The sequence below is a fragment of the Maribacter spongiicola genome, assembly GCF_004364165.1.
In the GTDB taxonomy this organism is placed as follows: Bacteria; Bacteroidota; Bacteroidia; order Flavobacteriales; family Flavobacteriaceae; genus Maribacter; species Maribacter spongiicola.
In genome coordinates this window covers 24,762-39,281 of record NZ_SOAY01000013.1, presented here as the reverse complement: position 1 = coordinate 39,281, position 14,520 = coordinate 24,762, and the positions used below count along the sequence as shown (strand labels likewise).

Annotated in this window: 11 protein-coding genes; 7 read left to right on the top strand and 4 right to left on the bottom strand. The window is 35.6% G+C overall.

Translation table 11 applies throughout. From position 1 onward, the window contains the following. Positions 1-175: 175 nt before the first annotated feature. Entirely contained in the window at positions 176-2,230 is a 2,055-nt protein-coding gene (locus CLV90_RS14915) for a hypothetical protein (RefSeq protein ID WP_243835480.1), read from the bottom strand. A gap of 54 nt (positions 2,231-2,284) precedes the next feature. Next, positions 2,285-5,113, bottom strand: a complete 2,829-nt coding sequence (locus CLV90_RS14910) for a TonB-dependent receptor (protein ID WP_133688316.1) — start codon at positions 5,111-5,113, stop codon at positions 2,285-2,287. Positions 5,114-5,297: 184 nt separating this feature from the next. Between CLV90_RS14910 and CLV90_RS14905 the strand changes: the two genes are divergently transcribed. Genes CLV90_RS14905 through CLV90_RS14885 form a run of 5 tightly spaced genes read left to right on the top strand, consistent with a single transcriptional unit; the run spans position 5,298 to position 8,765 of the window. Next, positions 5,298-5,984, top strand: a complete 687-nt coding sequence (locus CLV90_RS14905; protein ID WP_133688315.1) for a response regulator transcription factor — start codon at positions 5,298-5,300, stop codon at positions 5,982-5,984. Beyond that, on the top strand, positions 5,985-7,055 hold the full coding sequence (locus tag CLV90_RS14900; RefSeq protein ID WP_133688314.1) for a sensor histidine kinase: 1,071 nt from the start codon (positions 5,985-5,987) through the stop codon (positions 7,053-7,055). 52 nt (positions 7,056-7,107) lie between these two features. Next, on the top strand, positions 7,108-7,776 hold the full coding sequence (trmB, locus tag CLV90_RS14895) for a tRNA (guanosine(46)-N7)-methyltransferase TrmB (protein ID WP_133688313.1): 669 nt from the start codon (positions 7,108-7,110) through the stop codon (positions 7,774-7,776). Between the two features lie 4 nt (positions 7,777-7,780). Further along, on the top strand, positions 7,781-8,407 hold the full coding sequence (locus CLV90_RS14890) for a LysE family transporter (protein WP_133688312.1): 627 nt from the start codon (positions 7,781-7,783) through the stop codon (positions 8,405-8,407). 13 nt (positions 8,408-8,420) lie between these two features. Further along, complete coding sequence (locus CLV90_RS14885) at positions 8,421-8,765, top strand: MGMT family protein (RefSeq protein WP_027065899.1); 345 nt, start codon at positions 8,421-8,423, stop codon at positions 8,763-8,765. Between the two features lie 2 nt (positions 8,766-8,767). On the opposite strand, the gene CLV90_RS14880 is transcribed toward CLV90_RS14885, so the two are convergent. Both CLV90_RS14880 and CLV90_RS14875 read right to left on the bottom strand, forming a co-directional pair. Next, positions 8,768-10,114, bottom strand: a complete 1,347-nt coding sequence (locus tag CLV90_RS14880; protein ID WP_133688311.1) for a sensor histidine kinase — start codon at positions 10,112-10,114, stop codon at positions 8,768-8,770. Further along, positions 10,114-11,478, bottom strand: coding sequence for a sigma-54-dependent transcriptional regulator (locus CLV90_RS14875; protein WP_133688310.1), 1,365 nt, complete (start codon positions 11,476-11,478; stop codon positions 10,114-10,116). The genes CLV90_RS14880 and CLV90_RS14875 overlap by 1 nt, the downstream gene beginning before the upstream one ends. 200 nt (positions 11,479-11,678) lie before the next feature. Here CLV90_RS14875 and CLV90_RS14870 point away from each other — a divergent pair, with 200 nt between their 5' ends. Together CLV90_RS14870 and CLV90_RS14865 are read left to right on the top strand one after the other, a co-directional pair. Next, positions 11,679-13,031, top strand: a complete 1,353-nt coding sequence (locus CLV90_RS14870; RefSeq protein WP_133688309.1) for a TolC family protein — start codon at positions 11,679-11,681, stop codon at positions 13,029-13,031. A gap of 152 nt (positions 13,032-13,183) precedes the next feature. Next, the gene (locus tag CLV90_RS14865) at positions 13,184-14,434 is read left to right on the top strand and encodes an efflux RND transporter periplasmic adaptor subunit (RefSeq protein ID WP_133688308.1); all 1,251 of its coding nucleotides are present in this window, start codon (positions 13,184-13,186) and stop codon (positions 14,432-14,434) included. The last annotated feature ends 86 nt before the right edge of the window (positions 14,435-14,520 follow it).

Below are 14,520 nucleotides of genomic sequence, written 5' to 3'. Positions count from 1 at the left end.
ATATTGTGAAAAGATCGATGAAATGCAATATAATCGATGAAATGCACTATTTATGACCTTAACTACCTATTTTATTGTGGTTTTAAGTAGCGTGTAGTCTTTAATTGTAAGAATTATTTTAAATAAAAAAGCCCGCAATTTGCGGGCTTTTAAAATATATATATAATACTTTTAATTAGTTTCCAGTTGCCCAAGCAAAAATTGCAACATCAACTGCAGTTCCGTTAAAAACATCATCTTCAGTTGTAGTAAGAGCAGTTCCGTCAACAATTACATTTTCTAAAGGACCATTGTCCTTCATGTCTACATTAGTATCATAACCAGAAAGGCTTACGTTAGTTAAAGTAGCACCAGAAGTCGCTTTGAATTGTAAAGCAGTACCACCAACAGTAGATACAGCAGTAAAGTCAATTAACTTAGGATTACCATTTGCTTTATCAGCTTCAACAGCAGTTGAAAAACCTTCGACATTATGTAGTACATATGCAGTTGTTACTGTACCGTTCCAACCTTCTGTCCAGTCAATAGAATCATCTTGGTTGTTTTCAAAGTATAAGTTTGAAGCAGAAACTGTACCACCAAAGAACTCAACACCATCGTCTTCACCGTCGATCATTGCAACGTTGTCAATAGTTGTTTCAGAACCTACAGCATAAAGAGTAAGACCATTGTACTGTGACTCGGCATTGATTTGAGCACCTGCATTTTTAATGATCAAGTAGCTAATAGAACCAGAGTTATCGGTATCATTTGTTCCTCCATATTTGAAATCGCCTACTTCAGCAGTAGCGTCTATACCTTCGGTAGTAGTTGCATCTCCTAAGACAACTAAGCCACCCCAATCGCCAGGGTTGTTGTTGGTAGATGTCATTACAACAGGGTTAGCTTCAGTACCTTCAATTAAGATAGTACCCCCTCTTTGAACAACGATATAAGTTTCAGTTTCATCACCTGATTCAACCTGAGCACTAATAGTTGTTCCTGCAGGGATAGTAAGAGTAGCACCTTCTTCAATACTATAATTTTTTGACAGTAAGTAATTGATGTTAGCGTCTAATGTAAGGTCGCTAGTTAAATTACCGGTTAATATGCTGCTACCAACGGCTGCATCGGTATTTACCCAATCAAAAATTGCAACGTCTACAGTTGCATTTGCATTGTAGCTATTATCTGGATTACCAGCTTCGCCTTCAATGATAACATTAGCCAAAGGACCGTCGTCTTTCATGTCTATAGAAGTTTCGTAACCGCTTAAAGAAAGACCTGTAATAGTAGCGCCAGAAGTAGCTTTAAATTGTAAAGCTGTACCGCCTACAGTTGATACTGCAGTAAAGTTTATTAAGCTAGGGTTTCCGTTTGCTTTATCTGCTTCAACTGCAGTTGAGAAACCTTCTTTTGTATGAAGAACATAAGCATTGGTAACGGTACCGTTCCAACCTTCTGTCCAATCGATAGAATCATCTTGGTTATTTTCAAAGTATAAGTTAGACGCGGAAACAGTTCCTCCAAAAAACTCTACACCGTCGTCATCACCGTCGATCATAGCAACATTATCAATACTAGTTTCAGAACCTACAGCGTAAAGTGTAAGTCCGTTGTACTGAGATTCAGCATTAATTTGAGCACCGGCATGCTTTATTATCAAGTAGCTTATAGAACCAGAATTATCAGCATCGTTAGATCCACCGTACTTGAAGTTGCCAACTTCTGCAGTAGCATCAACGCCTTCAGTAGTAGTGGCGTCGCCTAATAATACCAAACCACCCCATTGACCAGCTTGACCACCTGTAGATTGCATAATTACTGGTGCGGCAGCAGTACCTTGAATGTCTATTTCCCCGCCTCTTTGAACAACGATATAGGTTTCGGTTTCATCACCAGACTCAACTGTTGCATTAATAACAGTACCTGCAGGGATAATTAATTTACCACCAGCTTCAATACTGTAGTTTTTTTCTAGTGTATAAGTTTTAGAGGCATCAAGTGTTCTTTCTTCTGATAATTGTCCTGTTAAAGTAGTACTTTCTTCTGGGTTTGTTGCTTCACATGCAGTACAAGAACCACCGCAATCAACTCCTGTTTCATCACCGTTTTTTATACCATCGGTACATGTTGGTGTAACGGCATCTGGTCCGTTATCTGGATCATTATCATCGCTACTACAGCTGGCAAAGGTAATAGCAGCTGCTAAAGCGAAAATTTTTACAAAATTTCTTGTTTTCAATTTCATAATAAACATTTTAAAAGATTAAAATTAAAGATTAGTGATTATTGAGTGTTCTTATTAAAATTTGTAATTAAGCCCTAAGCTTATTCCCATACCTGTAGAATATGAGCTTACGGTTTGTTCAGTTTCTATTTCTGTTACGGGGTTTCTTATTAACTGAGTTTGTTTTATTTCAGGATTTAATAAATTCTTTCCTGTAAGGCTTACTTTAATGTGCTCGCCAAATTCTTTACTTATTTGAGCATTTAAAACAACAAAACCATTTTCAATGATAGCGTCGTCATAAAAAATATCTCTATTTGTTTGGTCTGTTGGTACACCTAAAGAGTAGATTTTGTTAGATGCATAATTGGCATTTATTGAAGCAGCAAAAGGGTTGTCACCAGCAGTATCATAATTTAAACTAGTATTAAAAATCCAATCTGATGCTCCTTGTAGATCTGTTTCGGTAATTCCTTTATATTGAAAGCTTCTTAGCAAATTGCCGTTTTCATTAAAAATTTCTTTAAGATCTTGTTGATGCCACATGCGGGTTACATTTAAAACCATATTTAGATTGTAACCAGATTCTGAACCATTGTCGTCATTATATGCAGGGGTAACTAAATCTATTTTAGTTTCTGCTTCAAGACCGAAAATTTCTGCTTTTTCTCCTGAATTGAAGTAAGAGAATATACCCGCAGATCCTCTTTCTCTAACTCTGTTGATCGGGTCAGATATATCTTTGTAGAATGCTGCAACAGAAACCAATTGACCGGCAGACGGGAAATACTCCCACTTTAAGTCCATATTAATATCTTTTGATGCGATCAAATCTGGATTACCACGACTTATTTGTCCTGTTGGTGATACATAACTGAAAGGTGCAATTTCCTTAAATTCTGGTAATGTAATCGTACGGCTAACTGCTAAACGTAATGCATGTAATTCATTGATGGTGTATTTAATGTTTAGACTTGGGTAAAAGTTACTGTAATCTTGATTGCTTTCTCCTGTTCTAGGTGAAAGGTTACCTATGTCGTATGCAACTTCGATTTCATCTCTTTGAAATCTTAAACCTGCATCAAAGTTCCATTTTTCAAGTCCAACATTAAAAGAAAAGAATGCTGCTTTAGAATCTAGCGTACCTAGATAAATATCTTTTCTTTCTCCATTTGCATTTGAACCTAAAAGATTAATTTCTAAAAGTCCGGCGTCAAAATAAGATTGGCGAAAAATTGCGCCAAGATCATCAATAGATGTTGGGTTTACAGCGTTGGTATTTACCTCTTCTACACCAACAAATTCAGAACTAAAATCACGCTCTTTATTTCTGTAAGAAACACCAAAGTTTAATTTGAAGTTTTTTGTCTCTTCATCAATAATTTTTAGCTCGTCTTTTAAATAGGCACTGAATTCAGTGTCATCTATTTCTTGGCTAGATTTACGTTGTTGAAAACCACCATTTCTACCAAGTTGTATAAGAGTACCATCTGGGTCAAAGTTTACTTCGTTTCTAATTCTATTTGGTTCATTGGCATTTAATAGGTTGTAGCCAGCTGCCCATTGTAAAGTGTTTTTCTCCCCAATTTGGTGTCTACCGATTAACTGAGTAACTAATAGTCTAGTTTGTTTCGTATTTTGATCTCTAATGAATTGGAAAAGACCTTCGCTTGGGCTAGTTTCTTCGAAGATAGTAGCCTCGCCATTACGTCCACCTTCAAACACATTTTCATCTAGTTTGTTTACGAAAAAAGTGCTAGATTTTATTTTATGTTTAGAGTTCGCTAAGTATGTAATATCTAATAAGGCCGTGTTAACTATTTTCTTTTGATATGTTGTTGCATCGGTAATGGTGTCATCGATGAAGTTAGAACGGTATTGTCTAAATATACCTTCTCTATGTTCAAAAGATCTTGAATGCGATGCAGTGAAGAAAACAGCAAGTTTATCGGCAATTTTCTTACCTGCAGCAATAGACATAGAATAGTCCATCGGGTTTTCTTGTCTTAAAGTATTCCAACCTTGGTTGGTGATTAATTGTTGCGTAGAAAGACTTTGATCGTAGAACCCAAATGTAGTATTCTTAGAATTCTGTGATATTCTAAAGTTATCATATACTCCGCTTTTGGCTACATTAGAATTTACACCGCCAGAAACTCCAATGGCAAGTTCTCTAGAACCTGATAATTCTCTAGAGGTAATGTTAACATTACCAGAAGCTTGATCAGCGGATCCTTCTACACCGTAAGTTTTACTGATACTAACATTTTGTAGAACACGTGTAGGGAACAAAGAAAGATTAATGTTCTTTTTATCAATATCATCAGAAGGTACAGGTAGACCGTTTAGTGTAGATGATAAATATCTATCTCCTAATCCTCTTACAAAAACATCTCCAGAAGCTTCACTGCTAGAAACACCTGATATTTTTGTGGTTGCTGTAGCAGCATCAGAAACACCAATTTTTGCAAGCTCTACAGCACCTATGCTTTCTTTTATTTCAATAGCTCTTTTCTGATCTAACAATAATGCTGTCTCAGAATCTTTACGAGCAACAGTGGTAACGGTTACCTCATCTAAAGATACCCCTTGCGATGCACTTAACGGTACATCTATAGTGGTTACTTTGCCCGCTATAATTTCGACATTTGGTATTTCAACTGTTTCGTACCCTAAGTAACTAAAGGTTACTGTATATGTACCAGGCTCAATACCTGATATCTCATATAAACCGTCAAAATCAGAAGTGGTACCTTTAGTAGTACCTTTTAATAATACGTTGGCAAATGGTAATGGTTCGTTATTTAATTCTTTATCGGTAAGTGTTCCAACAATGCTTCCTGTGTCTTGAGCACTAGAAATAATAGCGATGAAAAGGAATGTAAAAAATAGTAATTTGTTCATTAGATATATTGAGTCTTAAATCAGCGGCAAAGAAAGAGAGAGGTTGTAATCTTCGGGTTAGATCCATGTTAAACATTTATTTTGTTAATGTTATGTAAACGTTACTACATTAAATCAATGTTAACTGACGTTGCAGTAATAGTATTATCTTTACTTTTGAGCCAATCAATCTAATTTGAAAACCATGAAAAAGAAGGACATTAGAATACTTTTAGTTGATGATGAACCAGACATACTAGAGATAGTGGCCTATAATTTATCTGCCGAAGGTTATGATGTGTATACTGCGAAAAATGGTGCCGATGGTGTTGCCAAGGCAAAAAAGAAATTACCCCATCTTATAATATTGGATGTAATGATGCCCGAGATGGATGGTATTGAAGCTTGCGAGATTCTAAGAAGAACTCCTGGTATGGAAAATACTATTATTACCTTCTTAACTGCTAGAGGAGAAGATTATTCTCAGGTAGCCGGTTTTGATGCAGGTGCAGATGATTATATTACAAAACCTATTAAACCTAAGGTTTTGGTAAGCAAGGTAAATGCACTACTTAGACGTATTAAAAACGAAGAAAACGCTCAAGAAGATATTACCAAAGTTGGTGATATCGTTATTAATAGAGAAGAATATAAGATTATCAAGAAAGGTAAAGAGATCATTTTACCTAGAAAAGAGTTTGAACTTCTAGCCTTATTAACTTCAAAACCTAGTAAGGTATTTAAAAGAGAAGTAATTCTTGATAGAGTTTGGGGTAACGAGGTGGTAGTTGGTGGTCGTACCATAGACGTACACATTAGAAAGCTTCGTGAGAAAATAGGTGAGGACCATTTTAAGACCGTAAAGGGAGTAGGATATAAGTTTGTACTCTAAATGGCTGCGCCTCTACGTTCAAGAAAGTCATATCGTTTTGCGTTTCGCTCATCGTTTTATATTGTAATAATAGGCATATCGGTGCTCGCTTTATTACAATGGCGATTTAGTACTATAAATTGGGGTATTTTAATCTTTGCAGCTCTTTTCTTTTTTATAATATCTTTTATCACGCTACAATTAAGAATTGAAAAATTTATATATAAGCGAATCAAAAAAATATATGACGATGTTGAGTTGCTAGAATCTAGTACGATACCCTCATACCCTGTTACTACAGATATGAGAACCTTAACGGCTGAAATTGAAAAATTTGCAAAAGATAAAAGGATAGAAATCGACACGTTAAAGATTAGAGAAGAATACCGAAAGGATTTCTTGGGTAACGTGTCACATGAGCTCAAAACGCCGCTGTTTACTGTGCAAGGTTATCTAGAAACCTTGTTAGATGGTGCAATTGATGATAAAAATGTACGTAAGAAGTATTTAATACGTGCCAATAAAGCGGTAGATCGTCTGATCTACATTGTAAAAGACTTAGACCTGATTACGAAGTTTGAAGTAGGGCATCTTACTCTTGAAAAGCGCTCTTTCGATATTATAGATCTAATACAAAGTGTATTCGATCTTTTAGAGATGAAAGCGGAAAAGAAAAATATTACCCTAACTTTTGATATGGAATATGTGCAACCCATATTCGTATTTGCCGATAAAGAAAAAATTCAACAGGTGCTTACCAATTTGCTGGTCAACTCTATAAAATATGGTAATGACAATGGTACAACCGAAGTAAGTGTAGAGAATCTGGTTAAAAATAAGGTAATTGTAAGAGTCACCGATAATGGTGAAGGCATACCTGCAGTACATATTCCTCGACTTTTTGAACGTTTTTACAGGGTAGATCAAAGTGGTAGTCGTCGTGAAGGAGGCTCTGGGTTGGGTCTTGCCATTGTAAAACATGTTATTGAAGCGCACGGAGAAAAAATCTTTGTAGAAAGTGCGGTTGAGGTCGGTTCAGAGTTTTCTTTTACGCTAGAGAAAAGTATCGTTCAAATAGAGGAACTACAATAATCGCTAACCCTCTCTTTTTTCTTAGATTTGCCCCAGTTTAGATGTAAAAATTGTGGGAAGTAAAAATAAATTAAAGCGATTTCAAGAAAACGAGACGTTTTCAAACGTAATTCAACCAATAAGAGACGAAGTGGTAGGTGGTTTCCCGTTGAAAGGAAAATGGAATACCCATTTCAAAAACGATAACCCTATTGTATTAGAATTGGGTTGTGGTAAAGGGGAGTACACCGTTGGCTTGGCAAAGAAATTTCCGAACAAGAATTTTATCGGTATCGATATAAAAGGTGCCCGTTTCTGGAAAGGAGCCAAGGAAGCTGTAGAGGGAGATTTGCCAAATGTTTGTTTTATTCGGACTCAAATTGAACTAATAGACCATCTTTTCGATAAAGAAGAGGTATCTGAAATTTGGATCACCTTTCCTGATCCACAGATAAAATATAAGCGTACTAAACACCGTATGACCAATACGGCATTTTTAGAGCGCTATAAGCAAGTTCTAAAACCTGACGGAACGGTAAATCTTAAAACCGATAGCGAGTTTATGCACGGGTATACTTTGGGTTTGTTACACGGGCTTGGTTTAGAAGTACTTTACGCCAATCATGATGTGTATAAAAATGAAGGTAGCCCTAAAGAAGTCCTAGAAATACAGACTTTCTATGAAAATCAGTATCTTGAAAAGGGAAAACCTATTACCTTTATTAGGTTCAAGGTAAACTGATTCAATGCAACAATTACCTATTTTATTTGTATTCACTTTTGGTGCGGCCTTCTTCGCCTCACTACCGCCCGGTTTGCTGAATTTAAATGCAGCAAAGACGAGTGTAGAAAAGGGAAAAACAAATGGAATTATCTTTGGCTTGGGTGTTGCTCTTGCGGTAATGTTACAAACGTATGTATCGGTACGTATCGCAAAATTAATTTCTAGAAATCAACATGTAATCGAGGTACTTCTGCAATTGGCTTTGGGTATATTCTTTGTGTTGGCAATTGTATTTTTTATAAAAGGTAAAAAGCAAGAGAATAAGCCGTTGATCCTTACCGAGACCAAAAAACGAAATAGTTTTTCTAAAGGAGTCTTTCTAGCGCTTATTAATCTTTTGGCGATACCTTATTATAGCGGTTTGAATACGGTTTTTCATTCGCAAGGTTTTATGACCTTTAAAATAATAGATGAGGTTTTGTTTATTCTTGCTGCAGGTAGTGGAACATTTCTGGCCATGTATTTATATGTCATCTATTTTAATAATTGGGAGCATAAAACAAAGTCGTTTTCCAAGAATAGTAATTTTATTTTAAGCGGATTAATGGTGTTGCTATTTATAATCACTGCTTTTAGATTGTTTAATTAAACGGATGTAGGCGATGAAACCTGAAAATGAGAATTTCTTTGAAAGAGTATATCAGGTAGCACGGTTAATACCCGAAGGGCGTGTAACGTCTTACGGCGCAATAGCTAAATATTTAGGTGCTGCACGTAGTGCAAGAATGGTAGGTTGGGCAATGAATGCATCGCATAATATGGATGACATTCCTGCACATAGGGTGGTCAATAAAGCCGGATTACTTACTGGAAAACATCATTTTGATGGTACCAATCTTATGCAACAACTGTTGGAAGGTGAGGGAGTAGTAATTAAAGATTTACAAATAGTACAATTAGAAAATTACTTTTGGGACCCATTTACAGAGCTTAAGGCGGAATTATAAGACTATTGAAATGTTAAGGTAAATGTTGTCTTTTCATTTGAAACTACCCTAATTGACCCACCGTGCATTCGCATAATCTGCTTACTTAAGCTTAAACCGATACCTGTTCCAGTATTTTTAGTGGTAAAAAACGGAACAAATATTTCATCTAATAACTCCGCAGAAACCCCAGGACCGTTATCAGTAACCGTAATATATTTTTTACCCTGCGCATCTTCTTCCGCTTTTATAATGATGCTACCCTCATCTTGACCTTCAAGCGCTTGTTGGGCATTTTTCCCAAGGTTTAAAAGTATTTGGGTAATCTGTTTTTCGTCCATATAAAGTTCTAGATCTTCAGGTTCAGATGATACTTCTAAAGTAATATTATGTCCGTTGGTATACTCTTGTAACAATAACCGTACTCTTTCTAAAATTTTGCTTGCGGGTATTAATTCTCGATCAGGTTCGGGCACACTTAAAAATGTTCGGTACGACTGTACAAAACTCATTAAATCATTGCCTTGTTCTTTGATAACCTCTAAACCTTTTGCAGAGTTTTTTATCTGCAGTTCTCCGAATTCTTCGGGCGTAGAAAGCACATTGCCTTTTTTAAAGTATTTTAAGATAGACTCAGAAATAGAGGTAATCGGTGTAATGGTATTCATGATCTCATGGGTTAGAACACGAATTAGTTTCACCCAAGAATCAGTTTCTTTATCGTCTAATTCTTTTTGAATATCATGAACAATGACCAATAACAACTGCTTACCTTCAATTGCTATAGGCGTACATTTCAAGGTCAATTCTTTTTTGCCACGTTCATTGCCTAAAGAATATAACGTACTTTCAAAAGGCTCTAAAGATTCAAATAGACTGTAGAGATTTGGGTCTATTTGCTTTAATTGCTTTACATGGTTAAGTGGTCGGTAGTTGAGCAAATCTTGTACCGTTGGGTTCGCGTATAAAATATGCCCCTTGTCATTAACGGTAAATATACCAATGTCTGCTTGCCTTAATATTTCTTGGTAATACTGCTCTTGGGCTTGTTTTTTTACATGAATATCTTGAATCATTCCATTCAGCATATTCAAGCTATGGTTGAGTTCTTCAATAGATTTTACACTCAGTTTTTCAGGAAAGCGTAAGGTGAAATCTTCATTTTTAATGGCATCAAAGAAATAAGCAATTTTTCTATTGGTCTGGTTCACGTAGTGTATGAGTCCGTATGCCTGTCCTATAAACACAAGACTTAAAATAACACTGAGCAGATAATGTTCTTTAAAAAACAGAAATGCGGTGAGTAGCGCACAAACGGCTATCAGAATAATCCTGAAAACAAGCTGATAGTATATACTTTTGCTGACCATTATTTAACCGATTTTTTAAGTTTATTGTAAAGTGTTTGTCTCGAAATACCCAATTGATCGGCAGCGGCACTGTAATTTCCTTCATGGTCACTTAGTGCTTTATTGATCATCACCAGTTCCATTTCTTCCAGCGTTTTTGGTCCGCCTTCAATGGTTACCGTAGTCTTGGTATCTAACAGAAAATCGGTTGGTTTTAACACATTTCCTTCAGAAAGTATAACGGCACGCTCCATGGTATGCAGAAGCTCTCTAACATTACCGGGCCATGGGTAGCTCATTAATTTCTCTTGTGCAGATTGATTGATTTTTAAACTAGGCTTACCGTATTTATTGGAGAATTTTTTCAAGAAGAAATTAGATAAAACTAACACATCATTATCTCGATCACGCAATGCAGGTACCTGTACTTGAATGGTGTTTATTCGGTATAAAAGATCTTCACGAAACAATCCGTCAGAAACCATTTGTTCTAAGTTACCATTAGTAGCACAAATTAATCTGATATCTACAGCGATAGGTTTGTTGGATCCTACACGCACAACAACCCTATTCTGAATAACAGATAACAGTTTTGCTTGCATCTGTAAAGAAAGGTTTCCGATTTCATCTAAGAACAATGTTCCGCCATTTGCAGCTTCAAATTTACCTGCGCGATCATCTTTAGCATCTGTAAAAGACCCTTTTACATGACCAAAAAGTTCGCTTTCAAATAAATTCTCGGAGATAGAACCCATATCCACTGAAATAAAAACCTCATTATTTCTGGCAGACGATTTATGCAGTTCGCGAGCGATTAATTCTTTTCCTGTACCATTCTCGCCAGTAACTAAAATATTTACATCTGTTTTGGCAACTTTTTGCACGAGGTTTAAAACACTGTTCAATGCTTTGGAATTCCCGATAATGTAATTTGAATTCTGATTAATTACTTGCTTTAAATTATTCTCTTTCTGTTTTAGGTGCTGTACCTCTTTTTGCGATTTTCTAAGCTCGTAAGCAGATTTTACGGTAGTTAACAGTCGCTCGTTGTTCCAAGGTTTTAGTACAAAATCAGTAGCACCTTCTTTGATCGCTTCAACGGCAAGTTCAACGGCACCATAAGCCGTCATCATAATTACCGATATATGTGGTGCCTTCTTTTTTATTTCTCGTAACCAATATAAGCCCTCATTACCGGTGTTTACTCCCGCAGAAAAATTCATATCTAATAGTATGATATCAATTTCTTTTAGGTTGGGGAAAGAGGTAAGTAAATTGGGATTAGAAATAGTCTGAACACTTTTATATTCAAACTGTAATAATATCTCTAAAGCGCTCAATACACTTTTGGTATCATCTACAACAAGTATTTTAGCATCGATCATGGTAAATTCTATTAACTCTTTTAAAACTACACATACAAGTTTGTATTTTCATGGTACTGTAAAAATATTTGACATTATCTGTACAACATTTTTACACTGAAAATAAAGTGATAATTATTTTATTAATGTAATAATCTGTAAATCAGTAGTTTGAATTTATGGCACGTATATAGTATAGAGAATGGCATACCAATTTAGAAATGAATCAAAAATTTAAAATAACGACACTTTTACTACTCTCTATTTGGGGGTCTGTACTTGCGCAAGAAAGCTGGACATTAGATGAATGTGTTTCTTATGCAATGGAGCATAACTTGCAGTTGAATGACTTTAAATATACCAACCAATCTAACAGAGAAACCTACAGACAGTCGGTTCGTAATTTGTTGCCATCGGTAAATGCATCTTCAAGCTATCTTATTAATTATGGTAGAGCAGAAGATCCTAATACGGGTACATTCGTAAATCAAGATTTTTATTCGAACAATTATTCTTTAGAATCTTCGATTGATCTGTTTCAAGGGTTTCAGAAAATAAATTCAATAAAAGCCTCTAAGTTGTTATTTAAGGCAACACAAGAAGAAGTATTACAGCAAAAGTATTTATTGGCATTTAGAGTCATGCAAGCTTTTTATGATATTCAGTTTTTTGAGGGATTGGTAGAAATATCAAAAGAACAATTAACGGTATCGCAAACGAACTATAGCTTAGTTGAAAAGCAGGTAGAGTTGGGGTTGAAAGCAGGTGCAGATTTATATGAAGCAGAATCGTTATTGTTGACCGATAAGTTGAACGTAACCCAAAGCAAAAATCAATTGGCTTCGGCTAAGTTGACTTTGATTCAAGAAATGAATTTAGAGAACACTTCAGACATAACAATCCAGAAAGACTTAGAAGAAATAGTATCAGAATTTAATAGTCAAGAAATGAAATCTGATTCCGTTTACACCGAAGCAAGGGAGTTTATACCTATGATAAAAGCACAAGAATTTAGAGCAGAGGCGGCTAAAAAACAAGTGGCGGTTTCTAGAGGTAGATTATATCCTTCGCTATCGTTCTTTGCAGGTATTGGTACAGGGTATTTCGAAACTTTTAGAGATACATTAGGTAATACATTACCATTTAGAGAGCAGTTTCGAGATAATACCTCGCAATATATTGGTGTCAATTTAAATGTGCCAATAAGTAATGGTTGGTCGGCAAGATCTAGAATAAAGCAATCTAAAATTGAAAAACTAAGAGCAGAGAATAATTTAAAAACACAAGAACAGGTACTTTTTCAAGCCATACAGAAATTAGTGCAAGATTATAATTCTTTGCTGTTAGAATTGGTACAGAGCAATCAGAAAATGGAAGCTCAGAATTTAGCCTTTACCATAGCACAAAAACGATATGAAAAAGGATTGATAAATACACTAGAACTTTTTACGGCTAAAAACTTATATGCGAGTGCGCAGAACGAAAACTTACAAGTAAAATTAAGATCAGAAATCAATAAGAGTACATTAGATTTTTACAGAGGCTTGCCAGTTTTTAATATTGAAGCCCCCTAGCCCCCAAAGGGGGAACCAATAAAGCAAACTGCCGAACATAGAATGAGCTGTTTTGAAAAAGAAGTGAAATTTTAATAAACAACATTATTGTTGGAGATAAATAAGTAAAGAAAAAATATTAACCAACAACGAACAAAGAATAAACGATTACGATGGATATAAAATTAGAAAAGAAAAAAGGATTGAAGCCAAAACATTTCGGCTATATCGCATTAGGTATACTGCTTTTATTTGTTGGGTATCAGCTATTGTTTGCAAGTTCTGTGTCTACATTTAGAACAGAAAAAGATAAGCTTTCGATTGCAGAGGTTACTGCAGGTAAGTTCGATGACTACATTACTATTAACGGTAGCGTAGCGCCAATTGCCACCATTTATATGGATGCTTATGAAGGTGGTCGTGTAAGTGAGAAATTGATAGAAGAAGGTGCCATGGTGAAGAAAGGTGATATCATCTTAAAGCTTGAGAACATGAATTTGTACGAGCAGATTTTAGCTAGTGAAAGTAACTTGGCACTAAAGCAAAATGATTTAAGATCAACCAAAATGAGTTTTGATTCAAGACAGGTTGAGGGAAGAAGATCGTTGGCAACAGCAAGTACGGATTTACAACGTTTGAAAAGAAACTACGAGCAAAATAAAGCCTTGTTCGATGATGAATTAATTTCAAGAGAAGCATTTCAACTATCTAAAGAAAACTATGAATTGTCTCAAAAGCAACATGAAATTATCAAAGTACAAACGGTACAAGATGATGAATTACGAGAGACATCATTAAAAGGGTTAGATACCGATTTAGACCGTATGCAAAAGACTTTAGGTATGGTCTACCAAAGACTAGATCACTTAAATGTACGTGCACCTGCAGATGGTCAATTAGGATTTTTAGATGCCGAAATAGGGCAGAGCATTGCACAAGGTCAGCGCATAGGTCAGATTAACGTACTTACAGACTATAAGATAGAAGCTGAAATCGATGAGCATTATATTGACCGTGTAAAAAGAGATTTAGTAGCTGTTTTAGAACGTAACGGAACAGAGTTCCCATTACGATTAAGAAAAGTATATCCTGAGGTCAGAAACGGTAGATTTAAGGTGGATTTGGTTTTTACCGATAGCAAACCAGAGACCATTCGTTCAGGTCAGAGCTATAATATTAAATTACAGTTAGGCGAATCTAACGACGCACTTTTATTGCCAAAAGGTAGCTTCTTTCAAAGCACAGGCGGACAATGGATTTTTGTTGTGAATTCTGATGGAGGAGAAGCAATTAAGAGAAACATTAGAATAGGAAAACAGAATTCTAGATTCTATGAAGTTTTAGAAGGATTAGAACCTGGAGAAAAAGTAATTACAAGTAACTATGATAATTTCGGCGAGGCTGAAAGAATAGTGTTGAAATAAAAGCCCCTAGCCCCCAAAGGGGGAATTGTCGGAGCGTAAGAAATAAATAAAACTGTCACATTTGAGGAAACTCAATGTCATTATAA